27 protein-coding genes and 1 pseudogene are annotated in these 25,141 nt (G+C 57.8%); 15 read left to right on the forward strand and 13 right to left on the reverse strand.

Features of this window, described 5'->3' with window-relative positions:
* Positions 1-146 precede the first annotated feature (146 nt).
* Positions 147-1,100 (forward strand): fatty acid desaturase, encoded by a 954-nt coding sequence (locus QPJ95_RS13080; RefSeq protein WP_270919949.1) that lies wholly within the window; start codon positions 147-149, stop codon positions 1,098-1,100.
* Positions 1,101-1,149: 49 nt separating this feature from the next.
* Here QPJ95_RS13080 and serS read toward each other — a convergent pair whose 3' ends face one another.
* Together serS and QPJ95_RS13090 are read right to left on the reverse strand one after the other, a co-directional pair.
* Positions 1,150-2,442, reverse strand: coding sequence for a serine--tRNA ligase (gene serS / locus QPJ95_RS13085; protein WP_270919950.1), 1,293 nt, complete (start codon positions 2,440-2,442; stop codon positions 1,150-1,152).
* A 131-nt stretch (positions 2,443-2,573) separates the two neighbouring features.
* Positions 2,574-4,064 (reverse strand): pentapeptide repeat-containing protein, encoded by a 1,491-nt coding sequence (locus tag QPJ95_RS13090; protein WP_270919951.1) that lies wholly within the window; start codon positions 4,062-4,064, stop codon positions 2,574-2,576.
* A 318-nt stretch (positions 4,065-4,382) separates the two neighbouring features.
* Here QPJ95_RS13090 and yajC point away from each other — a divergent pair, with 318 nt between their 5' ends.
* From yajC to QPJ95_RS13140, 10 genes are all read left to right on the forward strand, one after another.
* Positions 4,383-4,667, forward strand: a complete 285-nt coding sequence (yajC, locus tag QPJ95_RS13095; RefSeq protein WP_270919952.1) for a preprotein translocase subunit YajC — start codon at positions 4,383-4,385, stop codon at positions 4,665-4,667.
* Between the two features lie 33 nt (positions 4,668-4,700).
* Entirely contained in the window at positions 4,701-6,362 is a 1,662-nt protein-coding gene (gene secD / locus QPJ95_RS13100; RefSeq protein ID WP_270919953.1) for a protein translocase subunit SecD, read from the forward strand.
* A gap of 1 nt (position 6,363) precedes the next feature.
* A complete protein-coding gene (secF, locus tag QPJ95_RS13105; protein ID WP_270919954.1) occupies positions 6,364-7,332 on the forward strand; it encodes a protein translocase subunit SecF in 969 nt (322 codons plus the stop codon).
* Positions 7,325-8,077, forward strand: coding sequence for a sulfite exporter TauE/SafE family protein (locus tag QPJ95_RS13110; protein ID WP_270919955.1), 753 nt, complete (start codon positions 7,325-7,327; stop codon positions 8,075-8,077). Before secF ends, QPJ95_RS13110 begins: the two co-directional genes overlap by 8 nt.
* 12 nt (positions 8,078-8,089) lie before the next feature.
* Positions 8,090-8,446, forward strand: a complete 357-nt coding sequence (locus tag QPJ95_RS13115; protein ID WP_270919956.1) for an Mth938-like domain-containing protein — start codon at positions 8,090-8,092, stop codon at positions 8,444-8,446.
* A gap of 67 nt (positions 8,447-8,513) precedes the next feature.
* Positions 8,514-9,128: a heme ABC exporter ATP-binding protein CcmA gene (gene ccmA, locus QPJ95_RS13120; protein WP_270919957.1), complete on the forward strand. Its 615-nt coding sequence runs from the start codon at positions 8,514-8,516 to the stop codon at positions 9,126-9,128.
* On the forward strand, positions 9,125-9,781 hold the full coding sequence (ccmB, locus tag QPJ95_RS13125) for a heme exporter protein CcmB (protein WP_270919958.1): 657 nt from the start codon (positions 9,125-9,127) through the stop codon (positions 9,779-9,781). Before ccmA ends, ccmB begins: the two co-directional genes overlap by 4 nt.
* A 47-nt stretch (positions 9,782-9,828) precedes the next feature.
* Positions 9,829-10,581 (forward strand): heme ABC transporter permease, encoded by a 753-nt coding sequence (locus tag QPJ95_RS13130; RefSeq protein ID WP_270919959.1) that lies wholly within the window; start codon positions 9,829-9,831, stop codon positions 10,579-10,581.
* Complete coding sequence (ccmD, locus tag QPJ95_RS13135; RefSeq protein ID WP_270919960.1) at positions 10,578-10,736, forward strand: heme exporter protein CcmD; 159 nt, start codon at positions 10,578-10,580, stop codon at positions 10,734-10,736. Before QPJ95_RS13130 ends, ccmD begins: the two co-directional genes overlap by 4 nt.
* Complete coding sequence (locus QPJ95_RS13140; protein ID WP_270919961.1) at positions 10,729-11,268, forward strand: DsbE family thiol:disulfide interchange protein; 540 nt, start codon at positions 10,729-10,731, stop codon at positions 11,266-11,268. The genes ccmD and QPJ95_RS13140 overlap by 8 nt, the downstream gene beginning before the upstream one ends.
* A gap of 119 nt (positions 11,269-11,387) precedes the next feature.
* Here QPJ95_RS13140 and QPJ95_RS13145 read toward each other — a convergent pair whose 3' ends face one another.
* From QPJ95_RS13145 to QPJ95_RS24195, 4 genes are all read right to left on the reverse strand, one after another.
* A complete protein-coding gene (locus QPJ95_RS13145) occupies positions 11,388-12,284 on the reverse strand; it encodes a polysaccharide deacetylase family protein (RefSeq protein WP_270919962.1) in 897 nt (298 codons plus the stop codon).
* 221 nt (positions 12,285-12,505) lie between these two features.
* Positions 12,506-12,844 (reverse strand): DOPA 4,5-dioxygenase family protein, encoded by a 339-nt coding sequence (locus tag QPJ95_RS13150; protein ID WP_270919963.1) that lies wholly within the window; start codon positions 12,842-12,844, stop codon positions 12,506-12,508.
* Between the two features lie 63 nt (positions 12,845-12,907).
* The gene (locus QPJ95_RS13155) at positions 12,908-13,612 is read right to left on the reverse strand and encodes an SDR family NAD(P)-dependent oxidoreductase (RefSeq protein ID WP_270919964.1); all 705 of its coding nucleotides are present in this window, start codon (positions 13,610-13,612) and stop codon (positions 12,908-12,910) included.
* Positions 13,613-13,743: 131 nt separating this feature from the next.
* The gene (locus QPJ95_RS24195; protein WP_390922112.1) at positions 13,744-13,869 is read right to left on the reverse strand and encodes a type I restriction enzyme endonuclease domain-containing protein; all 126 of its coding nucleotides are present in this window, start codon (positions 13,867-13,869) and stop codon (positions 13,744-13,746) included.
* Between the two features lie 328 nt (positions 13,870-14,197).
* On the opposite strand from QPJ95_RS24195, the pseudogene QPJ95_RS13160 reads away from it, so the two are divergent.
* A pseudogene (locus tag QPJ95_RS13160) lies at positions 14,198-14,401 on the forward strand (integrase core domain-containing protein); the annotation flags it as partial.
* Between the two features lie 61 nt (positions 14,402-14,462).
* On the opposite strand, the gene QPJ95_RS13165 reads toward QPJ95_RS13160, so the two are convergent.
* Positions 14,463-14,720 carry a DOPA 4,5-dioxygenase family protein gene (locus QPJ95_RS13165; RefSeq protein ID WP_270919966.1) on the reverse strand — a complete coding sequence of 86 codons (258 nt, stop codon included), beginning with the start codon at positions 14,718-14,720 and terminating at the stop codon, positions 14,463-14,465.
* 170 nt (positions 14,721-14,890) lie between these two features.
* Here QPJ95_RS13165 and QPJ95_RS13170 point away from each other — a divergent pair, with 170 nt between their 5' ends.
* The gene (locus QPJ95_RS13170) at positions 14,891-15,901 is read left to right on the forward strand and encodes a phospholipase D family protein (protein ID WP_270919967.1); all 1,011 of its coding nucleotides are present in this window, start codon (positions 14,891-14,893) and stop codon (positions 15,899-15,901) included.
* A 78-nt stretch (positions 15,902-15,979) separates the two neighbouring features.
* Here the strand turns inward: QPJ95_RS13170 and acnA are convergent, their stop codons facing one another.
* Positions 15,980-18,667 (reverse strand): aconitate hydratase AcnA, encoded by a 2,688-nt coding sequence (gene acnA, locus QPJ95_RS13175; RefSeq protein ID WP_270919968.1) that lies wholly within the window; start codon positions 18,665-18,667, stop codon positions 15,980-15,982.
* Between the two features lie 222 nt (positions 18,668-18,889).
* On the opposite strand from acnA, the gene QPJ95_RS13180 reads away from it, so the two are divergent.
* Positions 18,890-19,591: a DUF1223 domain-containing protein gene (locus QPJ95_RS13180; protein WP_270919969.1), complete on the forward strand. Its 702-nt coding sequence runs from the start codon at positions 18,890-18,892 to the stop codon at positions 19,589-19,591.
* 111 nt (positions 19,592-19,702) lie between these two features.
* Here the strand turns inward: QPJ95_RS13180 and QPJ95_RS13185 are convergent, their stop codons facing one another.
* The 5 genes from QPJ95_RS13185 to purB form a co-directional block, all read right to left on the reverse strand.
* Complete coding sequence (locus QPJ95_RS13185) at positions 19,703-20,587, reverse strand: lysophospholipid acyltransferase family protein (protein ID WP_270919970.1); 885 nt, start codon at positions 20,585-20,587, stop codon at positions 19,703-19,705.
* Between the two features lie 118 nt (positions 20,588-20,705).
* Positions 20,706-21,812, reverse strand: a complete 1,107-nt coding sequence (locus QPJ95_RS13190) for a flagellar motor switch protein FliG (RefSeq protein WP_270919971.1) — start codon at positions 21,810-21,812, stop codon at positions 20,706-20,708.
* 79 nt (positions 21,813-21,891) lie between these two features.
* The gene (locus QPJ95_RS13195; RefSeq protein WP_390922117.1) at positions 21,892-22,422 is read right to left on the reverse strand and encodes a tetratricopeptide repeat protein; all 531 of its coding nucleotides are present in this window, start codon (positions 22,420-22,422) and stop codon (positions 21,892-21,894) included.
* A 108-nt stretch (positions 22,423-22,530) separates the two neighbouring features.
* Positions 22,531-22,686 (reverse strand): carbohydrate-binding module family 14 protein, encoded by a 156-nt coding sequence (locus QPJ95_RS13200; RefSeq protein WP_270919972.1) that lies wholly within the window; start codon positions 22,684-22,686, stop codon positions 22,531-22,533.
* 160 nt (positions 22,687-22,846) lie between these two features.
* Positions 22,847-24,151, reverse strand: coding sequence for an adenylosuccinate lyase (gene purB / locus QPJ95_RS13205; RefSeq protein WP_270919973.1), 1,305 nt, complete (start codon positions 24,149-24,151; stop codon positions 22,847-22,849).
* Positions 24,152-24,569: 418 nt separating this feature from the next.
* Here purB and QPJ95_RS13210 point away from each other — a divergent pair, with 418 nt between their 5' ends.
* On the forward strand, positions 24,570-25,136 hold the full coding sequence (locus QPJ95_RS13210; protein ID WP_270919974.1) for a hypothetical protein: 567 nt from the start codon (positions 24,570-24,572) through the stop codon (positions 25,134-25,136).
* Positions 25,137-25,141: the final 5 nt, after the last annotated feature.

A 25,141-nucleotide genomic window follows, 5' to 3' on the forward strand; every position in this document is an offset into this window, starting at 1 on the left:
TTGGTGGCCTCGCAGGACGGCGCGACGCGGCGCTCTTTTACCTGGCTTGCCTCTTGCTCTCATGCAGGCGAATATTAGATTTTTAGGTGAAGCCCCTGCGGCTTTTTTTCAGTCAGGCGTTGCCGAACATATTTATGGATTTGAACATGGATCTCAGAGCACATACGCGCAACTATTGCGACAGGGACAACCGACTGGCATCGCTCAACTATTTTGGAACGTTTGCGGTCTATTTCCTATCGCTCGGACTGGCCATCCAGTTTTCCGGGCACTGGTACCTGATGGTGCCCGCCGGTGTGGTCCATGCTTTTGCTGCGGTGCGTCTTTACGTTTTGCAGCATGATGCCGGCCATAATTCCCTGTTTGAAACGCGCCGCCAAAACAAAATTGCCGGTCATCTGCTGTCGCCGTTCACCTTTGCGCCGTTTGAAGTGATGAAGCAGAACCACAATCTGCATCACGCCGGTGTCGGCAATCTAGAGCAGCGCGAAACCGGAGAGATCCACACCCTGACCCTGGCCGAATGGCAGCAGGCAGGGTTTTGGCAGCGGCTGGTCTATCGACTGTACCGCCATCCCCTGCTGCTGGTGCCCCTGGGGGCGGCGTTCACCTATTTTATTCGCTATCGCTGGCCCAAGAATACCGTGCGATTTGGCGCCGCCGGGGTGCTGCTGCATAATCTGGTGATCGTGGGCTATCTGTATGCATTATATCTGCTGGGCGGTTTCACGGCGGTATGGGTCTGGCTGGGGTTTTCATTCCTGGGCGGCATGATCGGCGTGTTTCTGGTCTATCTGCAACATAATTTTGAGGACACCTATTGGGACAGCCGCCCTGATCATGACCCGCAAATGGCGGCCATTCAGGGGGCCTCCTGTCTTGATTTTGGATGGCTGTTTGATCTGGTGGTGGCCGGCATCAACCTGCATGATATTCACCACCTGAATTCACGTATACCGTCATATCGGTTGCGCGACTGCCACTATAGTCTGCCGCCTGAGCTGGCACCGCGACGGATCAAATTCCCCGAGGCGCTACGGGCCCTGAGGTTAAAGCTGTGGGACGAAGAGCAACGACGTCTGGTGCCGTTTCCAAAGTGACAGTCGGTGACACTGCCCGGTGCTGCCGGGCAGTGAAATTGGCTTTTGCTTAGGCCAATGTGCCCTCGGCGGTGAGGCTCAGCTTGCCGCCCAGATAGGGCGCCAGAACGGCGGGCAGGGTGACAGAGCCGTCCTCTTGCTGGCCATTTTCCAGCACCGCGATCAGACAGCGGCCCACCGCCAGACCGGAGCCATTCAGCGTATGCACAAACTCGGGCTTGCCACCATCGGCGGGCTTGAAGCGGGCGGACATCCGGCGGGCCTGAAACGCGCCGGTAGTCGACACCGAGGAAATCTCGCGATAAGCATCCTGCCCCGGTAGCCAGGCCTCGATGTCAAAGGTGCGGCGCGCACCAAAGCCCATGTCGCCAGTACAGAGCTGCACGGTGCGATAGGGCACGCCCAGCTGTTCCAGCAGGTCCTCAGCGCAGCGCAGCATGCGTTTCTGCTCCTCGTCTGAGGCGTCCGGATGGGTGACCGAGACCATCTCGACCTTTTCAAACTGGTGCTGACGCAACATGCCGGAGGTATCGCGCCCGGCTGATCCAGCCTCGGAACGGAAGCACAGCGAATGGGCGGTCATGCGGATGGGCAGGGCGGATTCGTCCAGCGCGCCCTCGGCGACGGAATAGGTCAGCGGCACCTCGGAGGTGGGGATCAGCCACCAGCCATTGGTGGTCTGATAGCTGTCCTCGCCGAATTTCGGCAGCTTATCAGTGCCATACATTGCCTCGTCGCGCACCAGCACCGGAGTGTTGACCTCGGTCAACCCGTTTTTGTCCACATGGGTGTCGATCATGAACTGACCCAGTGCGCGGTGGATACGGGCGACAGCGCCGCGCAGCACCACAAAGCGGCTGCCGGACAGTTTGGCGCCGGTGTCGAAATCCATCGAGGCGGCAACTCCACCGATTTCAAAGTGTTCCTTGGCCTTGAAATCAAGCGCGACCGGGGTGCCCCAGCGGCTGACCTCGACATTGTCACCCTCATCGGCGCCGTCCGGCACATCTGCGGCCGGCAGGTTGGGGATGCGGGCCAGCATATCGGTCAGCTTCGCGTCGAGCTCTTTGGCCTCGGTCTGCATGGCAGCGACTTCGGCCTTTTTCTCGGACACCAGCGCGCGCAGGCGCTCAAACTCGACGTCATCACCGCGACCCTTGGCGGCGCCGACCTCCTTGGAGGCCTTTTTCTGATCGGCCTGGGCGGATTCAGCGGACTGGATCTTGCCGCGGCGGGCGGTGTCGAGCGCCAGGATTTCGGATGACATGCCCGCATCCCCACGTCGCGCCAGTGCGGCGTCGAAATCGGCAGGGTTTTCACGGATCGCGCGGATGTCATGCATGGGGTCGTCTCCTTGGACGGTTTTTGAATCACTGCGCAATCATATGCCGCAGCAAGGGGCAAAGGGGAAGGGCAGGTGAGGGCTTGGCGGGGCTGTGAGGGAATTTGGCACTGCCGGGTTAAGATCGGGTGTTATTCGGCTGCCTCGGCGGTTTGGTCGTCTTGTTGCACTGGAGGTTCATAATTGTCCGGATCATCGCGCCATTTTTTCCATTCAATTTCGAACTCACTATAGCCGAGTTCGTGCTTTGGCCAATGCGCGGGCCAAGCCGTATCCGGAGGCAGCGTAACGCTGCCATCACCAAAAATGCCGTCGATAAAATCGCGCATTTGTGGTAGCGTAGTATAATCCACCTCCCTCACAGCGGCAGCTTGGAGAGTAGCTGTTGTGAGGGAGGTGCGTTCATCCATCTCTGCACCGCTGAGGTTAGCCCTCTGCATCTCTGCGCGGCTGAGGTCAGCCCCCTTCAATGTTGCTTCGCTGAGGTCAGCTCCCTGCATCTCTGCGCGGCGGAGGTTAGCCCCCTGCATCTCTGCGTTGCTGAGGTCAGCTCCCTGCATCTCTGCGCCGCGGAGGTTAGCCCCCTGCATCTTTGCCCAGCTGAGGTCAGCCCCCTGCATCTCTGCGTTGCTGAGGTTAGCCCCCGGCATCTCTGCCCAGCTGAGGTCAGCCCCCTGCATCTTTGCGTGGCTGAAATTACTTTCACTTAGTTCAAGTCTCTTAAGATCAAAACCCTGCAAATTGGCCCCGCGCAGGTCAATGGTAATCGCGCTGGGGTCAACGTGTTTGATGCCCTGCAACCGGCCCAGTACCTGAACGGCATTTTCCATGTCTGACCGCTGGACTTTCAGGGTGCTAGCCCAGTCTTTTAGCCCGTCTGGTGTTGCACCTTCAGGTGTTTCAACGGGTGGGTATTCGCGCGACAGTTCCCGCACATAGACACTCAACAGCCGGGAAATGCGCGGGGCGGTGTCGGGGCGTTCATTGGCCAGTCCTTCGAGCCGGTCAATGGCAGCGTTGCGGCGGGTTATGTCGTCTTGCCACAGGGTCTGGGTGGTCTTTTTGCCGTCGACACCTTCCATGGTTTTGGAAATCTGCCGCATGGCGTGCAGGTCGTCGGTGGCGGCGTTGATCTTGTCGTTGAATAGGGATTCGATTGCGGTTCGTGCCTGTTCGGCAGCGGTTTGTGCCTGTTCGGCTGCGGTTTCGTTCTGTTCACCGGTCAGTTTCAGCCGGATTACAGTGAACGGCAGCGCAATCACCGCGCCCAGGGTGGCGGTAAAGGCGGTCAGCCGGACCAGAGCAATGCGCAGCTCCATTTTTTGTTCATTGGGATCCGGCGCTATGCCGTCGCCTGCGATTGGGGCCGCATACCAGATCAGCTCCCATATCATCGTAAGCAGACCGCCGGTCAGCGACAGCGCGATAGCAGCCCAGAGCAGGATGGCGCAGAGGAAAAGCCCATCGTTGACCGAGGTGGCGCCGAATTTGGATTTTAACTGACCCAGTCCATCGCGTTTGAAGACGGAGGCCAGAGTAACATAAATGCCCACAAACGCGACCGAGGCCAGAAAGATGGACGCACCCCAGAACAGTTTGGGATCAATTGGAATAGTGGTCATGGCTGCAATCTATCAAGAGTTGAATAGGCGCACCCTGTCATTGCTGAGCGATTGCGTCAATCCGCTGGTGATTGCGGCGGTATCTCGGCTGGGTCTCTGTGATTTGGCGTCAAACAGGGGGTGGATCTGCCGGTAAAGCCGCCGTTCGATCGCTCGTTGAGCGCCGATTTGTGGCCTGTCACAGGCTGGATGGAACAAGAAGTCTTATTCCTGCGGCTCAGGCACCCTGGCCGCCTTGCAAAGCTAAGGATCAGCGCATAGGTTCGCCTGCGAATTTAGCGCTGACACTCAGCGATACACTGACAAAAGGAATATCCCATGGACGTTGGCGCACTCGGCCAGTTTTTGCCGCTCATTCTGATCTTTGGCATCATGTATATGCTGCTGATCCGGCCTCAGCAAAAGAAGATGAAAGACCACAAAGCAATGATCGAGGCGCTGCGCCGTGGCGATCAGGTGATCACCCAGGGTGGTCTGATCGGCAAGGTTGCCAAGGTCAAAGAAGACGGCGAAGTCGAAGTTGAAATCGCCGAAGGCGTCAAGGTCCGGGTGATTAAAGCGACCATCGCTCAGGTTCTGAACAAGACCGAGCCAGCGGCTTAAATCTCTGACGTAAATTACTAAAAAGGCAGGGCAATGCTGCAAATTGATCTCTGGAAGAGGGTGCTGATTTGGCTGGTCTGTGTGACCGGCCTGCTGCTTGCCCTGCCAAATGCGTTTTATACGCGCGTCGAACAGGCCAATGATGCCTCCATCGAAATTATCGCTAAAGGCGAGACGCCCGAGCGGCTGGAAATTGTTGAGCAATGGCCCTCCTGGATGCCGTCGTCGCTGGTAAATCTGGGTCTGGACCTGCGCGGTGGTGCGCATCTGCTGGCCGAGGTAAAGGTCGCCGACGTCTATGTGGCGCGGATGGATTCAATGTGGCCAGAGGTGCGTGATGTATTGCGCCCCGAGCGGGCCACGGTGGGGACATTTCGCCGCCAGCCGGGGCCGGATGACCAGATTCGCCTGAAAATCTCCAAACCCGAAGGCATGAGCCGGGCGCTGGAACTGGTGCGTGGCCTTGCCAACCCGGTGACCAGCCTGACCGGTGCCGGTGCCACCGACATCGAAGCCTCGGCTGAGGGTGACATCCTGACGATCCAGCTATCTGACGCTGAAAAGCTGGCCTCGGATGATCGCACAGTTCGTCAATCGTTGGAAATCGTGCGTCGCCGGATCGACGAGGTTGGCACCCGTGAGCCGACCATTCAACGCCAGGGCATTGATCGTATCCTGATCCAGGTGCCGGGCATTGGTTCAGCGTCGGAATTGAAAAAGATCATCGGCACCACCGCACAGCTGACGTTCAGCCCGGTGGTGGGTCGCGGATCAGATGCGGATGCAAATCCCGGTGTTGGCAACAAGATTGTGCCGTCGCTGGATGAACCGGGCGTTTACTACACCATCGAAGCTGCTCCGGTTGTCACCGGTGAAGAGCTGACCGACGCGCAGCCGGCGTTTGACCAGAACGGCCGCCCGGCTGTCAGCTTTCGCTTTAACATATCCGGTGCCCGTCGGTTTGGTGACTATACCGCCGAAAACATCGGCTCACCCTTTGCCATCGTGCTGGATGACGAGGTGGTCTCGGCGCCAGTGATCCAAAGCCACATTCCGGGTGGATCGGGCATTATCACCGGTAATTTCACCATCGAGGAAAGCACCAATCTGGCAGTGCTGCTGCGGGCGGGCGCCTTGCCGGCCGGGCTGGAGTTTCTCGAAGAGCGCACCATTGGCCCCGAGTTGGGGCAAGACAGCATCGACGCGGGTAAGATCGCCACCATCGTGGCCTTTGTCGGCGTGCTGGTCTTCATGGTGCTGAGCTATGGGTTGTTTGGCATCTTTGCCAATATCGCGCTGATCCTGAACATTGCTCTGATCTTTGGTATGCTCAGCCTGATTGGCGGCACTCTGACGCTGCCGGGCATTGCCGGTATCGTGTTGACCGTTGGTATGGCGGTGGATGCCAATGTGCTGGTGTTTGAACGTATCCGCGAAGAGCTGAAATCGGGCCGCGGCCCGGCAAGGGCGATCGAGGAAGGCTATTCCAAAGCGCTGAGCGCCATTCTGGATGCCAACGTGACAACCTTTATCACTGCGGTAATTCTGTTCGCCATGGGCTCAGGCCCGGTGCGTGGATTTGCCATCACATTGGGGCTGGGGATCATGACTTCGGTGTTCACCGCGATCTTTGTGACCCGGGTGATTATCATCATGTGGTTTGAACGCCGCCGTCCAAAAACGATCGAGGTGTAAGATGAGACTGAAACTAGTTCCCGAAAAGACCTCGTTCGATTTTTTCAGCAATTGGAAGCTGTGGATGGGGGTCTCATCCCTGCTGCTGGTGCTGAGCCTGGTGTCGTTCTTTGCCCAGGGGCTGAACTTTGGCATTGATTTCCGGGGTGGCACCACGGTGCGCACCGAAAGCACTATGGCGGTGGATGTGGGTATCTACCGGAAAGCCATAGAACCAATGCAGCTGGGCGATATCTCGATCACCGAGGTGTTCGACCCTACGTTTGAGGCGGATCAGCATGTGGCAATGATCCGCATTCAGGCACAGGCGGATGGCGAGGCGATCTCGGGCGAGACCATCGAGGCGTTGCGGGCGACACTGGACGGCGTTGCGCCGGGTATCAAATTCGTGTCGGTTGAATCGGTTGGCCCCAAGGTCTCGGGCGAGCTGGTGCAAACGGCGGTGCTGGCAGTGGTTCTGGCGATTGGCGCGGTGCTGGTCTATATCTGGCTGCGTTTTGAATGGCAGTTTGCCCTGGGTGCGGTGGCGGCGCTGGTTCACGATGTGCTGCTGACCATCGGCGTGTTTGCGGCGGTGCAGATCAAGTTTGATCTGGCCATCATCGCGGCCTTGCTGACCATCGTTGGCTACTCGCTGAACGATACCGTGGTGGTGTTTGACCGGGTGCGGGAAAACCTGCGCAAGTTCAAGAAGCTGTCACTGGGCGAGGTGCTGAACCTGTCGATCAACCAGACCCTGTCGCGCACCGTGATGACATCCGTGACCACACTGATCGCCTTGATCGCACTCTATGTGCTGGGTGGCGACGTGATCCGTGGCTTTGTCTTTGCTATGATCTGGGGCGTGATTGTCGGCACCTACTCGTCGGTGTTTGTGGCCTCGACCATTCTGCTGAAACTGGGGGTCAAACGCGACTGGAGCAAGCAGGCCAATACCACTGGCAACCAGTTCGCCAATATTGATGCCTGAGGTTCTGAGCGCAGCCCTGCAGACGCCAGGGCTGGCTTGGATGCTGCTGGCCATTTCAATGGCCGGCTTGGTGCGTGGGTTTACCGGCTTTGGCACGGCGATGATATTCGTGCCGGTTGGGGCCCAGTTCCTGCCCACGGCCGATGTGGTGTTCCTGATGGCCACCACCGGAATTTTCTCCACCGCAGCCCTGTTCCCTTCGGCCTGGAAAAAGGCGGACAAATCCGAGGTCGGTGCCTTGGCGATGGCCGCAGGTATCACCGTTCCGGCGGGCATCTGGATGATGACCCAGCTGGACGGGTTGACGCTGCGCTGGATCGCTTCGGCGGTGATTGGTATCACCCTTGCAGCGGTGATCACCGGCTGGCGCTGGCCGGGCAAGATCGGCTGGCCGGGACGGTTTGCCATTGGCGGCGCGGCGGGCACGGTGGGCGGCATGACCGGGCTGACCGGACCGGTTGTCATCGTGTTTTACCTGGCCAATGTCCGCGATGTCAGCCGGGTGCGGGCCAATACAATTGTCTTTCTGGCGGCGCTGGACGTGGTGATTGTCACCAACCTGGTGTTTGGCGGGTTTGCGGGGCTGCAAACCCTGATGGTGGCGCTGCTGTTGTCGCTGCCCTATTTGATCACTACTCTGATCGGCAAGGCCCTGTTTGATCCCAAGCTTGAGAAAGTATACCGGCTGGCCTCTTATTCGGTGATCGGACTTGCGCTGCTGACCGGGTTGCCACTTTTTGACTAACAGGAGCCCGTCATGCGGCTAAATGAAGTGACCTATACCGACGCCACCCCGGTCGACAGCTATGGCCCTGATTTCTTCAGAATTGGCGGCGTGCTGAACCAGGGCGCGGTGCTGACCGGACCCAAGGGCACCGGTAGCTGGGGCGGCTATACGGACACGGCACCGCTGCTGGCGCTGATCGATGATATCGACGTGCTGTTTCTGGGTACCGGCGCCGAGATCGCCTATATTCCCGCAGCCCTGCGCGAGGAGCTGGAGCAGGCTGGGCTGGGCTTTGAAGTGATGAACTCACCTGCCGCCTGCCGCACCTATAACGTGCTGCTGTCCGAGGGGCGCCGCATTGCATTGGCCGCCTTGCCGGTGGTTTGATCTGCCGCAAGGACCCGGTAATAATTTGCGCATTATGTCGCGACAGGCAAAGGGATAAGCGGTTTAGATGAGTCTCAGGATATCGGATCTGTGTATCGCCCGTGGTGGTATCCCGGTGCTGGAGGGGCTGAGCTTTGCGCTTGAGCCCGGACAGGCGTTGATTTTGCGTGGCCCTAATGGCAGTGGCAAAACCACCCTGCTGCGGACCATTGCGGGCTTGCAGCCGCCGGTGTCTGGCACCATTGACGGGGCCGAGGATATGATTGCCTATGCCGGCCATTCCGACGGTATCAAACCCACACTGACGGTCTCCGAAAACCTGGATTTTTGGGCGCAGGTGTTTGGCACCGAGGGGATTGCTGCGGCGATTGAGGCCTTTGATCTGGATATGTTGCGCGACCGCCCCGCCGGAGAGCTGTCGGCCGGGCAGAAGCGGCGGCTGGGCCTGTCGCGGATGCTGGTCACCGGACGCCCAATCTGGGTGCTGGATGAACCAACCGTAAGTCTGGATGTGAAATCTGTAATGATGTTTGCTGACGCGGTGCGCGCCCATCTGGGGCAGGGCGGTTCCGCCCTGATTGCCACCCATATTGATCTGGGGTTGGACAGCGCGGTGCTGGAGGTTGGCCCCTTCAAGGCCAAGCTACCGGCCATTGATGATTTCGACGGAGCCTTCCTGTGATTGCGCTGCTGATGCGGGATCTGCGGCTTGCCATGCGCGCCGGTGGCGGCTTTGGGCTTGGGCTGGCGTTCTTCCTGATTGTTACAGTGATGGTGCCGCTGTCGGTGGGGCCACAAGCGGCTCTGCTGGGCTCGATCGCGCCGGGGGTGCTGTGGCTGGGCGCCCTGTTGGCCTGCCTGCTGTCGCTGGACCGTCTGCTGGCGCTAGACTGGGAGGATGGCTCGCTGGATCTGCTGGCCACAGCACCACTGCCGCTGGAGGCCGCTGTGTCAGTCAAGGCGCTGGCCCATTGGATCACCACCGGACTGCCGCTGGTGCTGGCGGCGCCGGTGCTGGGGGTGCTGCTTAACCTGCCGCTGCCGGGGTTCAAATGGGTGATGATCTCACTGCTGCTGGGCACCCCGGCCTTGTCTGTCATCGGCACCTTTGGTGCGGCGCTGACGGTTGGCCTGAAGCGCGGCGGGCTGTTGATGTCGCTGCTGGTGATGCCGCTCTATATGCCGACCCTGATTTTTGGTGCCGAGGTCGCCCGCCGTGGCGCCATCGGTATGGATATTCAGACCCCGCTGTTAATGCTGGCAGGAATATCGGCGGCGTCCATCGCGCTGCTGCCGTTTGCCAGTGCCGCCGTCTTGCGCATCAACCTGCGCTGAGGCATTCGTGATTTGAGAACCCCTTAGGGAATAGCTAGGTACCCAATATGTCGATCTGGGAATACGCCAATCCAAAGAAATTTATCACCACCACGGAGCGGGTGATGCCAGCCCTGTGGGTGGCCGCTGTCGTCTGCATTGTCGGCGGGCTGATCTGGGGGTTCTTCTTTACTGGCGACGAAGTCCGCCAGGGCGCCACCGTGAAAATTATCTACCTGCATGTGCCAACGGCGATGTTGGCGATTAACATTTGGGTGATGATGCTGGTGACCTCGCTGGTCTGGCTGGTCCGGCGTCACCACGTCAGTGCGCTGGCGGCGCGGGCGGCGGCACCGATTGGTATGGTGATGACCCTGATCGCGCTGGCCACCGGAGCCATATGGGGCCAGCCAACCTGGGGCACCTGGTGGGTCTGGGATCCGCGGCTGACCTCGTTCCTGATCCTGTTTCTGTTCTACCTTGGCTACATGGCCCTGTGGGAGGCCATCGAGGACGCCGATACCGCCGCTGATCTGACCTCGTTTCTCTGTTTGGTGGGCAGCGTCTTTGCACTGCTCAGCCGCTATGCGGTGAATTTCTGGAACCAGGGGCTGCATCAGGGCGCCTCAATCATGCGGGTCGGGGCGGTGATCGGCACTGACACCGAAGAAAAAGTCAACAATGTCTACTTCTACCCGCTGATGCTTTGCATCCTTGGTTTTGTGCTGTTGTTTGTCGCATTGGTGTTTTACCGCACGGGCACTGAAATCCGCGCCCGCCGGATCAAGGCGCTTTTGGCGCGCGAAAGGGTTATGGCATGATACCGGATCTGGGAAAACACGCTGACACGGTGTTGTCGGCCTATGGGGCCTCGATTGTGCTGCTGGTGCTGCTGGTGCTGTTCAGCGTGCTGCGCGGGCGCCGGGTGCGGGCCGAAATGAAAAAGATGGAAAAACGGGTGACGGGCAATGGCTAAAGTATCTCCGATGATGGCTCTGCCTGTGCTGGTGTTTGCCGGGTTTATTGGCTTGGCACTGGTTGGCATGATGCGTGAAGATCCCAACAGCCTGCCGTCCGCCCGCGAGGGCCAGCCTGCGCCTCCGGTGGTGCTGACCGCGTTTCCCGGCAAACCTGGGTTTGACGATGCGATCCTAAGGGACGGCACCGTCAAAGTGGTCAACTATTGGGCCAGCTGGTGCGCGCCTTGCCGCATTGAACACCCAAATCTGCAGGCCCTGCAGGACGAAGGTTTGGCCATTTATGGCATCAACTACAAAGACCAGCAGGCCAATGCGGCGTCGTTCCTGGATGAGCTGGGCGACCCCTATACCGCCATTGGCCGCGACGAGAAGGGCCGGATGGCGCTGGACTGGGGCGTCTACGGCGTCCCCGAGACCTATGTGATCGACGGCGAGGGCACCATTATCCTGCGCCATGCGGGGCCATTGACCGAACGGGTGATTGAAAAGACCCTGCGCCCGGCGCTGGAGCGGGCCCGCCAAAAATAGGTGCCTTAAGATAATTCCATACGAAATATGATAAGGGTATTGGCCAGAATAATTGCAAGCCAATACCCATTTTTCCACTTATGTTCAGAGCATTAGCTGATCTACAGCGCTGTGCTCTGTTAGACTAAAGACCGCAATTTTTCCAATTGTTTCAAGCCATCCGCTAGCTCGGTGGGCAGATCATCCGTAGAGCTTTGGGTGGCTCGCGGTAGCTGAGACATGCTCACAAACGACAGGTCAGTTTGAAATCTGATGTGGCTCAGGAATTCCAGAAGCACCGAAGGATCAGCGTATTTTGGCACGGGGTCGGCTGGGTTCCCTGCATACCAAGACGGTAGGTGGCTGGCAAAAACAACATATCCATTGATCTTAGCCGTGTCATTTACCCATTCTTTCCATCCATTTTCCCAAGCCGGTGATCCCATTGGCGGCGTGAAGGCAAACCGGTCCAACCAGCCCGCAGTGATGACACCAGCGCGCTCAATTTTAGCAGCCGACATTGGACCGCTTCCATCAGACGGATTGGCACCGCGCAAACGCGAGAAAATCCTTAGCAAGAACTCATTGATCACAGCATCGGCCTGAGTATTTGGGTAGGCAAAGCTGCTCCAATATGCTGGCCAATGTTGATGCCCCGGTTGTGCCCGAATTGCCAAATAGTCCGAATAGTTGGGGTAGATTTCGCTGTAAAAATATTTGATGGGGTCTGATCCCGGCGCCGCTGGATGGTTTAGGGTATGACCGCCAATTTCGTGGCTTCGAACAACCCGGTCAATAACGGTCTGCCATTGCGGATCGGTTTTGACCCTATCAAACTGGCTTACAAAGAACGTGGCACGCACTCCGTAATCATCGAGAATATCAAATATATTCTTTCCGCCATGAAAATTGGGTTGCAACCACCAACTGGCCTGTTCCCATTTTGGATGCATATCGAACGTGAGTGTTACACCACCAGTATTTGCCATGATCCAGTACCTCTTAAAGCTATAACTAAAAAATGATGAGGTATTCAAATTGGCTTCCCCTCAAATTAATGGTGAGAAGTAGGTATCTATACCTCTAATTTATCACATATACACTATATAGACTTGAAGTTGTTTTATGGCAATGGATTTAAGCTTAATGGGGATCGCGCCGCCAGATTTGATGGTCGCCAGCCAATCCCATTTGGGTCAGGCGTTCCGGTTTTCTGCGACGATCATTGGTGGGGGAGGCGGACAGCGTAAATGGCTGCTTAGTCAAAAATTGTTAAATCCAGATCCAGCCCGGTGCCCAGCCAGATGCCGTGATCCCGGTGATCCGCCAGATGGTCGCCGGTTTCCGGGTGGGCAAAGACAATCAACCCATCGCGGTTTAGCGCCAACCAGGGCAGCAGCTCGGAAAACTGCACTGGCGAGGCCAGCAATTGGCAGGACCACATGGGGTGCGGCCCGACATTGCGTTGGTGAACCCGGCCCATAATCAGGCCAAAGGTAGAGGCCGCTGTCTGACATAAGGCGCGGGCCTGATCGACGCTGTCGGCATCAAAATAGACATGCGCGTGATAGCTGATGATTTGGGATAGTTGTTTCATGCCCTGACTATCGGTGCGGTGCCGGGCCGGGGCAATCCAACATTCCCACACAGAAACTGTGCATCACAGTCTGTACCCTCCTGAGACGTTGAGAATTTCACCGGTGATGGATCGAGCCGCATTGGACGACAGGAAACGCACAGCCTGAGCAATATCTTCGGCCCGGGCGAGGCGGCCCAAAGCGGTATCCTTGACAAAAAGTTCAGTCAGCTCGTCCGGCCTTGGATTTTCCGGGACATTGGTGGCCCCCGGCGCGACGCCATTGACCCGGATACCGCGCGGGCCCAATTCCTTGGCCATGGCGCGGGTCCACAAGTTGAGAGCCGCCTTGCTGGCCCCGTAAGTGGCCGCCCCACGTGGGGGAAATATGGCGTTTACCGATGTGATGCTGATGACAGCCGCGCCGGGGGACAGATGCGGCAATGCTGCGGCAAGCAGTGCGGCGGGCGTCAGCAAGTTGAGATCGAGAATGGCCCGGTGAGCGGCGGCGTCAAAGCTATCAAGCGGGGTGGCGGTCTTTGCACCCGCGTTGTTGACGATCACGTCCAGCTGCCCGAAATGATCTATAACCGCATCGATGACTCGTTGTGGCGCTGACTCGTCAGTAAGGTTGGCTTGTATGGCCAAGACCCCCGGCGCTTCGGATAGAATCGCCTCCGGGGGCGTTTTGTGCCACGTCACCACCAAGTTGTGATCCGCAGAGAAATCCTTGGCGATCGCACGGCCAATGCCGTAGGCGCCGCCAGTAATAAGAACAGTTCTGGTCATGAAATTTCCTTTGTGAAATACCCAAACAAAAAGGGCACCCCAAGGGTAATCCCATGCCGTAAATGTTGAAATGGCGCGTTGAGACTTTTCGACACGCAATTTTACGCAAATATTCAATTTTGCGACGCTTTTCAGGCGGCTTGCCCAAAGTCGAGCGCCAAAGCCTCGGCCTGTTTCAACACCATTTTGACAGCATCAGTTGTGAGATCCGGGGGATATCTATGCCGCTGCAGGGTTTTCTTTACGGCAATTCTCATTTTGGCCCTAACATTCTCTCGACGCCACCAATAGGTGGTCGCGGGATTTCGGGCCAGTAGCTAAGGTGGATCGACTTGTGAAAGAGATGATCCCAAAATCAGCTTGCGACGGCAATGTAAGTTGCTGTCGTTGGCACGTTCAAATCTGCATTATCAACCAACGGGTGAAAGCGCTGAGAACCTGTGCTTCATGACCATCATCCGTTGCCCGGCAGGTGCATGCAAAGCATGCTGCCGAGAGGGGACAAACAGTTCCTGGAAACGCCATGGTACGGGGCGCGTCCCCCTCTCGGAACATTGCTGCGCAATGCCCTGCTGGGCAACGAGCAACCGTATGATTGAACGGCTTTGGCGATCTCTCAAGTATGAATGCATCTACCTGAACGCATTTGAAACAGGCTCAGAAGCACGTCTCGGGATCGGAAAATGGCTCGCTTATTACAATGCGGAACGCCCGCACTCGACCCATGGGATATTGACGCCGAAGGAGGCTTATGAGACCAAAAAGACACCAATGAGATTGGCAGCCTAAATGAAACCCTGATCCACCTTAAGTTGGCTGCAAACGGGTCGAATTACTGGGACCACCTCTTTCATTGACGCGACCGATAAGGTCGAAGTCTTCTTCGCCACCACGCCAGCCAGGGCAGCAGCTCGGAAAACTGCGCCGGAGAGGCCAGCAACTGACAGGACCACATGGGGTGTGGTCCGACATTGCGTTGGTGAACCCGGCCCATTTCCAAGCCAAAACTTGTTGCCGCTGCCTGACACAAAGCGCGGGCCTGCGCGACGGTGTCGGCGTCGAAATAGACATGCGCGTGATAGCTGATGATTTGAGACACTTGTTTCATGGCCCGACTATCAGGGCTGCGCCGGACAGGGGCAACCCAACATTCCCACACAGAATATGTGCAATATTTGAACGCCCCGATCATAAACGTGAGGGGGAATGCATGATGACGTCAATGGTCGGTCTGATAGTGTTCGGTTTCATTTTATTATTTACATCAGAAGGTTACTAATGGGCGAATTTTTGAGCGGAGACGCATTGTCGAAAAAGATCCAAGAGGTCTGCAAAGGCGACAATGTGCGGATCGCGGCTGCATTTTGGGGGATCGGGGCGGTTGATACGCTTTTTGATGGCGAACTGCCGAAAGGTGCGAAAATCATATGCGATATTTCGATGGGGGGAACCAATCCAGCAGAGCTTAAGAAGATGAGAGCGCCAGATAATCCGAAACTGCGTTTTCTGGATGGGCTGCATGCCAAGGTTTATCTTTCCGACAAAGGCTGCGTTGTTGGGTCTGCCAATGCGTCGAACAATGGGGTTGGCTTTGGAGGAAACCCTAGCAATATTGAAGCAGGTGTTTTTTCGGATCCGGAAACGCTGATGTGGAAAGACACAAATATATGGATGAAGAGCCAATGGAACTTCGCCACTGAGTTGGACGAACAGGCTTTGACCCGTGCCGAATTGAAGTGGGAGAAGCGAAGCAAGGCAAATTGGAATGGAATTCCTCCGAAGAGTGGCGGTGACAATAAGTCTCCATTCTTTCAGAGCCTGCTTGCCGACCCTGAAAGTTCAGGGGAATGGGGGTTTGTGTTTTCTCATGGTGATCACTGGAGCATAGAAGACTGGGAAAGCTCAGAGGATGAAGAAAGAACCGAGCAACAAAAGGAAGATGTGTCTAAGAACTGGAACGACAGAGATTTTCTTTATGGGTTCTCCAAAGAACAGCTAGATGACTTCCCTGAGTTCTTTGTTCAGTTTTACTGGGGCCCTAGAGGTGGGTTGCAAGTTCACTTTTTGCAAATGCTCACATGGTTTTTTTCGGACGAGGAAAATGGCTACTGTGTCATTTCGCGGATTCTGAACGCTGACGAGCACCCGGGGTTATTCGACCTTAAAGAGTTAAGGGGCAAAATGAAGCCGGTTTTCGAGTTCCACAAAACACGGTTAGCTGATGAAAATCTGATTTTTTCAAGTGAGGATTTTGTACAAATGATCAACCGGATTGATCAAGCGGTTTGAGCATAGCCTTCACCTAATAGAAAAGCTCCGGCGAAAACGCCGGGGCTTTTTGTTATTCAGTACTGGCCGACTTCAGCCTTACGACTTGGCCAAATTCCGCAGCACGTAGTGCAGCACGCCGCCATGTTCGACGTATTCAATCTCGGGCGCGGTATCGATGCGACACTTGAGAGTGATTTCTTTGACCGTACCATCCGCCATGGTGATCGAGCAGGGTACTTCCTGCCGCGGCTGGATGGTGTCCAGACCGGTGATCGACACGGTTTCGGCGCCGGTCAGGCCCAGCGATTTGCGGCTGTCGCCATTGGTGAATTCCAGCGGGATAACACCCATGCCAACCAGGTTCGAGCGGTGGATCCGCTCAAAGTTCTCGGTGATCACGGCCTTGACGCCCAGCAGGGCAGTGCCCTTGGCAGCCCAGTCGCGCGAAGACCCGGCGCCGTACTGTTCACCACCAAAGATCACCAGCGGAGTGCCAGCCTCCTGATAGGCCATGGCCGCATCATAGATCGCCGCCTGTTTTCCGTCGGGACCAGTGGTATAGCCACCTTCAACACCGTCGAGCATCTCGTTCTTGATGCGGATGTTGGCGAAGGTGCCGCGCATCATGATCTCGTGGTTGCCGCGACGCGACCCATACGAGTTGAACTCACGCGGTTGCACCTGACGCTCCAGCAGATAGGCACCGGCAGGCGAGGTTGTCGCAAAGCTACCAGCAGGCGAGATGTGGTCGGTGGTGACCATGTCGCCCAGAATCGCCAGAACCTTGGCATTCTCAATATTGCTGATAGTGCCGGGCTCGGGGCTCATTCCCTGGAAATAGGGCGGGTTCTGGATATAGGTCGAAGTCGGCGGCCAGTCATAGGTCTCGGCGTCGGTGGTATCCACGCCCTGCCATTTTTCGTCGCCTTGGAACACGTCGGCGTATTTGTCCAGGAACGCCGCGCGGGTGACGGTTTGCTCCACCAGATCGGCAACCTCCTGAGTGGTTGGCCAGATGTCTTTCAGGTAGACGTCGTTGCCGTCCTTGTCCTGAGCGATCACATCGGTGTCGATGTTGATATCCATGGTGCCAGCCAGCGCATAGGCCACAACCAGCGGCGGTGAGGCCAGATAGTTGGCGCGCACATCAGGGCTGATACGACCCTCAAAATTGCGGTTGCCGGACAGAACTGCGGTGGCAACCAAGTCACCTTCGGCAATGGCGGCAGACAGCTCGGCCTGGATCGGGCCAGAGTTGCCGATACAGGTGGTACAGCCATAACCAACCAGGTTAAAGCCAACCGCATCCAGATCTTTTTGCAGGTCAGCCGCTTCCAGATAGGCCGAGACAACCTGCGAGCCGGGAGCCAGCGAGGTTTTCACCCAAGGCTTGCGGTTCAGACCCAGTGCCGCCGCTTTGCGCGCCACCAGACCAGCACCGATCATCACGTATGGGTTCGAGGTATTGGTACACGACGTGATGGAGGCGATCACGACCTTGCCCGACTCCATGGTGTAATCTTCGCCTTTGACAGCGATTTCCTTGCCCATGGGCCGCTTGAAGGTCTCTTCCATTTCCTTGCTGAACGCGGATTTGGCATCGGTCAGGGCGACATAGTCCTGTGGACGCTTGGGACCCGAGATCGCCGGAACGATAGTGCCCATATCCAGCGACATGGTGTCGGTGTAGATCGGTGAATAATCCGCATCGCGCCAGAAGCCGTTGGCCTTGGCATAGGCTTCGACCAATGCAACGCGGTCTTCGTCGCGACCGGTGTTGCGCAGGTAACGCAGGGTTTCATCGTCGATCGGGAAGAAGCCACAGGTGGCGCCGTATTCCGGTGCCATGTTGGCGATGGTAGCACGGTCGGCCAGCGGCAGACGGTCCAGACCCTCGCCGAAGAACTCGACGAACTTGCCGACAACGCCCTTGGCGCGCAGCAGCTCGACCACTTTCAGCACCAGATCGGTGCCGGTGGTGCCCTCAATCATAGCGCCGGTCAGCTCAAAGCCGATGACTTCGGGGATCAGCATCGAGATCGGCTGGCCCAGCATGGCGGCTTCGGCTTCGATACCGCCAACACCCCAGCCCAAGACGGCCATGCCGTTGACCATGGTGGTGTGGCTGTCGGTGCCAACAAGCGTATCGGGGTAGGCGACTTCAACGCCGTTCTGATCGGTGTCGGACCAGATTGTCTTGGCCAGATATTCCAGGTTCACCTGGTGACAGATGCCAGTTCCCGGAGGCACAACGCGGAAGTTGTTAAACGCACCCTGGCCCCATTTCAGGAACTGATAACGCTCCATGTTGCGCTCATACTCGCGGTCGACATTCATCTGGAACGCCCGCGGGTTGCCAAATTCGTCGATCATCACCGAGTGGTCGATGACCAGATCGACTGGCGCCAGTGGGTTGATTTTCTGCGGATCACCGCCGAGCGCCTTGATGCCGTCGCGCATCGCAGCCAGATCAACAACAGCCGGAACGCCGGTGAAATCCTGCATCAGCACGCGGGCCGGGCGATAGGCGATCTCGCGGGGGTTCTTGCCGCCGTTGGCACCCCATTCGGCAAAGGCCTTGATATCGTCAACCGAGACCGAAAAGCCGTTGTCTTCGAAGCGCAGCATGTTCTCCAGCACCACTTTCAGGGCTGCAGGCAGCTTCGAGAAATCACCCAGGCCGGTCTCAGTGGCGGCGGGGATCGAGTAATAGGAAATGGTCTTGCCGTTGACGCTTAGCTCTTTGCGTGTCTTGGCGGTGTCCTGTCCGACGGTAATAGGCATGGTTGGCCTCCCTCTGGGATGTGGAAATAGGGAATTCGCTGGGGGCTGTTTGCAACATGAGAGCCCTGCGTTCAATAGCTGAAACGCCGCAGGGGGGTGATTTGTATGCAATAGTACACAAAAAGCGAACGAACTGCTCACTCAGGTCTCAAGAATGATTGATTGGCCTTGCCGCCGTCGGGCAGATAAACCAGATTTGCAGAGCCTATAGAAAGACCGGTAATGAACACTTGGAAAGCCATTTTAGCTGCACTTTGGATCGGAATGCCGCTGGCGGCGAGCGCTCAGTCTGGGCCGGTGGTGGTTGAGCTGTTTACCTCGCAGGGATGTTCATCCTGCCCGCCTGCGGATGCTTTATTGCATCGCCTGGCAGACCGGGATGACGTGCTACCGCTGGCGTTGCACGTGGATTATTGGGATTACATCGGCTGGCAAGACGAATTTGCCAGGCCGGCGCATACTGTGCGGCAAAAAGGCTATGCCTATGCCGCGGGCCGCAGCATGATCTATACGCCGCAGATGGTTGTCATGGGGCAGGACGATGTGGTCGGGGCAGACGCAATGGCGCTGTCAGACACCATTGCAAAGCATCAACGAGCGGCGCCGAAAGTGCAGATCAAGGCTCTGCGCAAGGGCGGAGTTCTGACCCTGACCCTGCTGCCCTTGGTGGATCTGCCGCCCGAAAACCTGATGGTGCAGGTGGTGCAGTTTGCACCGGTCAAATCGGTTGAAATCACCCGTGGAGAACTGGCAGGCCATCGCTACAACTACGCCCATGTGGTCGAAGACTGGCAGCAGGTCGGGCCCTGGGACGGCCAGGTGGAGACGGTGATTGAAGTGGCCGTTTCGGGGGCGCAGCCTGTTGCCGTGTTGGTGCAGCAGCCTCCGTTCGGAGCGATTATTGCGGCGCGGCGGGTTGATTGACCCGCCTTGATGGCTGTTCGGTCAGGTCAGCAAAGGCCGCCCCGATCTATCCAGTCTCCCCGGGCATCCCCAGGGTTGCCCTTTGCCAGGGTTGCCCTTTGACCGTCCGGCCTAGGGTTTCCAGCGCCGGTGAACCCAGAACCATTGGCCCATATGGCGGCGCACCAGGGTCTCCAGATCATCACAGACGGCGCGGGTCATGGTCACCGGATCACTATGCGGAATTTCCGCGTGCAGGGTGATTTCGAAATCCAACCCGTTGGCCTGACGGATGGCATAGACCGGGATCATGGCGGCGTTGTATTTCAACGCCAATTCGGCCGGCACCACCGAGGTCACTGCCGGTTTGCCGAAGAAATCAATTTTCTTGCCACCAATCGAGTGCAGATCGGCGACGATGGCGATGATGCCGCCGCCTTTCAGGTGGCGTACCATTTCCATCATGCCACGGCGGCCCTGTTCGAACATCGGTTTTCCGATCTGTTCGATGGTGCGCACATAGTGGGCGTTGAAATAGGGGTTGGCCATGCGCCGGTACAGAGCGCCCATCTTGTAGCCCCGCCGGATCAGGTTTGAGCGCGCCGCATCGTAGTTTCCGAAATGGCCGGTCACCAGAATGACCGGGCGGCCTTCGGCCCGGGCGGCCTCCAACGCGGCCAGGCCGGGGCCCGTGACGGGCGCCGCATGGGCCCGGTCAAGGAACGGCTGGCCAGCATAGAGCTCGATCAAAGTGCGCCCGGCGTTGTTGCTCACCTCGCGGCACAAACGGGCGACCTCGGCCTCGGGCAGGTCCGGGCGGGTCAGCTTCAGATTGGTGCGGACGCGTTTGTCAAAGCCGACAATCGGCGCCAGGGCGCTGACCAGGCGGCCCATGACCGGAACCCGCCAGCGGTATGGGATCAGGCCCAGCCCGGTAATGACGCCGCGCAGAAACAGGTTGCTGGTTAGATATTTTGCGCGCGACAGGCGCGACAGTCCTGATGGGTCAATGGGCATGAAACAGAGGGAACCTGTGGGCTTGGGGCAAGATCAACTTGCCGATCATATGCCCCCCATCCCGCAGGCACAAGCCGCCCGCCCGCAGGCCGGGCCGGGGGGCTTTCCCTGTTCGGGATCAACCCTCGTCTTCATCCTCTTCTTGCGAGCGCAGCTGCATCTCGCCGGACTGAACCAATTCGCGCATCACATTGACAACCGCACCCATCGCAGTCTCGCCGACAGAGGTTCTGACCTTGCCCTTTTCGGCGATTTCGTCGCGAATATTGTTGGCCATTCGGCTGGACATATTGGCGAGCATGAACTCGGCGCTTTCCTGTTCGTCTTCGCCATTGGCAAAGGCAAAGGCAAAGGCGGTCACCAGGTCCGGTTGCGGCACAACGCGGATAATCCGGGGCACGTCGATCATGTTGACCCGCTGATGGATGATTGCAAAGGTAAAGATTGACTTGCGGACGTCGGTGGCAAATTCCAGATCTTCTTCGTCCAGCGCAGTCAGCACCTCTTCGCGTTTGGCGGCAACGGATTGGGTCAGGATGGCACCTATACGTTCTCCGGGGGTCTCTTCAAAGGCAATTTCCGGCCGGGCCTCAATCTGGGCGGCAAGGGACAGGCCAATACGATCCACGGTATCCGGCGTCACCGAGCCGGTGTAGCGCACCGCATAAGTGATCCGGCGGGCCACCGGTCCGGGCATGTGGCTTAGCATTTCGGCGGCCTTGGCAGTGTCCAGTTTTGACAGCATCACCGCAGCAACTTCGGTGCTTTCTGCCTCGGCCAACTCAGCCAGGTCTTCGGCGGGCAGGGCCCGCAGCCGTTCCCAAGGATTGCCGAACTGGCGGACACCTGCCTCTTTGCGCAGGCGGCGTTCGGTCTGGCGGCTGATTTTGCCTTCCATCGCTGACAAGGCCCCGGCCAATCCGTTGGGGAAGGACAGGCCGACATTGTCCAGCATTTCAGCAAATTCATTGGCCACAGAATGCAGTGTGTCGCGATCCACAAGCCCCATCCGGCCCATTTGCTGGGTCAGAACGGCCTGCATTTCGTCAGACAGGTCTTCAATTGCGATATCGGCCCCTTCGTTCAGCAAAAGACGCACAACAATTGCGGCTTTGGCTTTGCCATTCAGCCCGTTCATCGGCGATGTGGGGGCGAGGGCGTCAAATCCGCCCATAGTGTCCATGGTAGATGCTGGCGGTAACGCCAAGGCCAAATCGTGCTGCATTCTTGCGCCCCTTTTACCTAAAAGATTCTTCTTCGGTTCCGGAGCAGATTACGACATGAGCCGTAAAGAAAGGCTGAAGTCAGTAGCTGAAACCCTGACCCGTTTCCAGGGCCGCGCGCAGAGAGAGCTCGGCCCAGGTTCCAATGCCACCCCGGGCCCGGATCTGCCGCCACTGGGCCAGCGCCTGCGCCGGGCGGCCGTCTTCGACAAAGCCTTGCCCCATATAAGAGCGGGCCAAAATGTTGTTGGGATTCAGCGCGATGGCCTGGTTGTAAAACGCGTTTGCCAGCGCGATGTTGCCCAGCTTGCGATGGGTGAAGCCCCAATAGGTCAGCACCCGGTCATCGCTTTGATCTACCATGGCCCGCAACACACCCTGGGCGTCCTGAAATCGGCCGGCATAGGCCAGCTCGCGCACCGCACCGTACAGCTGGTCGCTATCCAGCGACGATTGCTTGGGCCGCACGCAGCGCTTTTCCTTGTCATCCCAGACCCGCACACCCCAACAGGATTTGGTGGTTTGAGTGGGGGTTGGGACGCCCTTGCCGCCACCGCTTGCAGCAAAGGAATAGCCGGGCAAACACATGAGCAAAATTAGCAGCGTACGCATAATAGACTTCCTGACTATTAGAAAACCACGTCTTTATACTAACCACAGAAGCAATGATTGTGGGATCACAATATCCCGATCCACCCGTTACATCGGAGTGAGCCGAGCCTAGCCCGAAATCTGTTTGGTGCAGCTCTGGGTCTCGGCGTTCCAGACCGTCCCCGCCCCGCAGGATTGGACCTGCTGGCTGTGCTGAGAGCAGGCGATTGCCGTACTGGCTGACATCAGGACGACAAAAGCGGCGACAATAAATTTTGTACTCATGACGGGTCTCCATACTGGTAACGACACCAGCATAGCGCAGAAGCTGAAAAATTTCAAAACCTGATCGCGGGGGAGCGGACATGTGCCGGTTGCTGAAACGCAAAACGCCCCACCTGATGGCGGGGCGGGCTGTCTGACTTAATCGGAATCTATTGGCGGGTTAAGCACCAAAGACCCGGGCAAAGATCGTATCGACGTGTTTGGTGTGATACCCCATGTCGAATTTTTCGTTGACCCCGTCTTCGCCAAGGGCCGCAACCACTTCGACATCCGCCAGCAGCAGATCACGGAAGTCGAGACGCTCTTCCCAGACCTTCATGGCATTGCGCTGCACCATGGAATAGGCATCCTCGCGCGATACTCCGGCCTGTGTCAGGGCCAGAAGCACCCGCTGGCTCATCACCAGACCGGGGAATTTGTTCATGTTGTCCAGCATGTTCTGGGGGTAGATCAGCATCTTGTCGACCACGCCGGTCAGGCGGGCCAGGGCGAAATCCAGGGTGATGCAGGAGTCGGGGCCAATGGCGCGTTCAACAGAGGAGTGGGAAATATCGCGCTCGTGCCAGAGGGTCACATTTTCCATCGCCGGCACCACAGCCGAGCGGACCAGACGGGCCAGACCGGTGAGGTTTTCTGTCAGAATTGGATTTTTCTTGTGGGGCATCGCCGAGGAGCCTTTTTGGCCCGACGAGAAGAATTCCGCACCTTCCAGCACTTCGGTGCGCTGCATGTGGCGGATTTCAGTGGCGACGTTTTCGATCGAGGAGGCAATCACGCCAAGGGTGGCAAAGAACATCGCGTGACGGTCGCGCGGGATCACCTGGGTCGAGATCGGCTCAGGGGAGAGACCCAGCTCGGCGCAGACGTGCTCTTCGATGGCAGGGTCGATATTGGCGAATGTGCCAACCGCGCCAGAGATGGCTCCGGTAGAGATTTCAGCGCGGGCCAGTTTCAGGCGGGCCAGGTTCCGGTCCATTTCCGCATAGAAGCGGGCGAATGTCAGGCCCATGGTGGTGGGTTCCGCGTGGATGCCGTGGGAGCGGCCAACGCGAACGGTGTCCTTGTGCTCAATCGCGCGCTTTTTCAGCGCGGCCAGCAACCCGTCCATGTCCTTGATCAGGATATCGGCGGAGCGCACTAGCTGCACGTTGAAACAGGTGTCCAGCACATCCGAGGAGGTCATGCCCTGATGCACAAAGCGGGCCTCGTCGCTGCCGACATGTTCGGCCAGATGGGTGAGGAACGCGATGACGTCGTGTTTAGTGACGGCTTCGATTTCGTCAATGCGGGCGACGTCGAATTCAACGTCCTTAGCCTTCCATACCGCATCGGCATTCTCGCGCGGGATGACGCCAATATTGGCCATGGCTTCGCAGGCATGCGCCTCGATCTCGTACCAGATGCGGAATTTGGTTTCCGGAGACCAGATGGCAACCATGTCGGGGCGGGAGTAGCGAGGGATCATTGGCCAGAACCTTTGTGAAAGCGCGGGGATGCGCGCCTATTAGATCAGGTGGGGCAAAACAACAAGGCAGGCGGCGCTGGGTGGGGCGTTTTGCCGTTGGTATTTCAGCGGTATTCCAGCGAATTTTTGGTGAAATGCCTGTGGAATGGACATAGCGGCCAAACAATACAAACCAGCCACGCGATAGCCGACGGTGATGATGTACTCCATATTTGTCTAAGCGCCGCCCCGTTCGACCAGATTCGAGATTGGCAAATGCGCCGCCCGAATGTCCTGTAATTCTCGGCCTCAAACCTGTTGCTTCTAGGGCAAATATGAATTGAACCTTTTCATCGTGATGAAATTACTTTCTACTCGCCATAGTTTAGTCGCCATGGGTGGACTTGCCTGTGGCCTTCCTTTTCAAGGAGGCGCGGCAATGCCGAGCTTAATGCGCAACATATTTGCAACCGCAGGGCTCGCCGTATCGGTGGCCCTGATGTCAGGCCCGGGTTTGGCGGACATGCCGGTTACCTACAAAGACGAGGGCCGGGCATTGTTCCACCTGTCGGTTCCTGATTTCTGGACCGTGCGGGCAGGCGGCGGACGTAGTCTCACCGCTCCGGGATCAGAGGAAGCGCGGCTGATCAACCGGGTTATCGGTCTCACTCCGGTCACCGAAGACGGCATTTGGATGGGGTTCATATCGCCGCATGGGGTGACAAACTACCAGGGCGCGCTGGAGTATCTGCGCGGCGTTGGTCCGTTTCTGGTCGAAAATGCTGAGGTGCAGGAGCGCAAACGTATTTCCGTGGGCGGCCTGCCTGCCGCGCGGCTAACTGGTAGCGGCAGTCGCGATGGCAAGGCGGTGCATTTCACCGCCGTTGTGGTCGATTTGCCGCGCGACCGGGTGGCCATCTCGGTGGTGGTGATGGAGGCCGGGGTTGATCCGGATCTGGTATCCGACGTGAATGCCGTTTTTGCGTCGTTTCGGGCGGTTAGGTAAAGGGA

The organism is Parasedimentitalea psychrophila, assembly GCF_030285785.1.
Taxonomy (GTDB): Bacteria; Pseudomonadota; Alphaproteobacteria; order Rhodobacterales; family Rhodobacteraceae; genus Parasedimentitalea; species Parasedimentitalea psychrophila.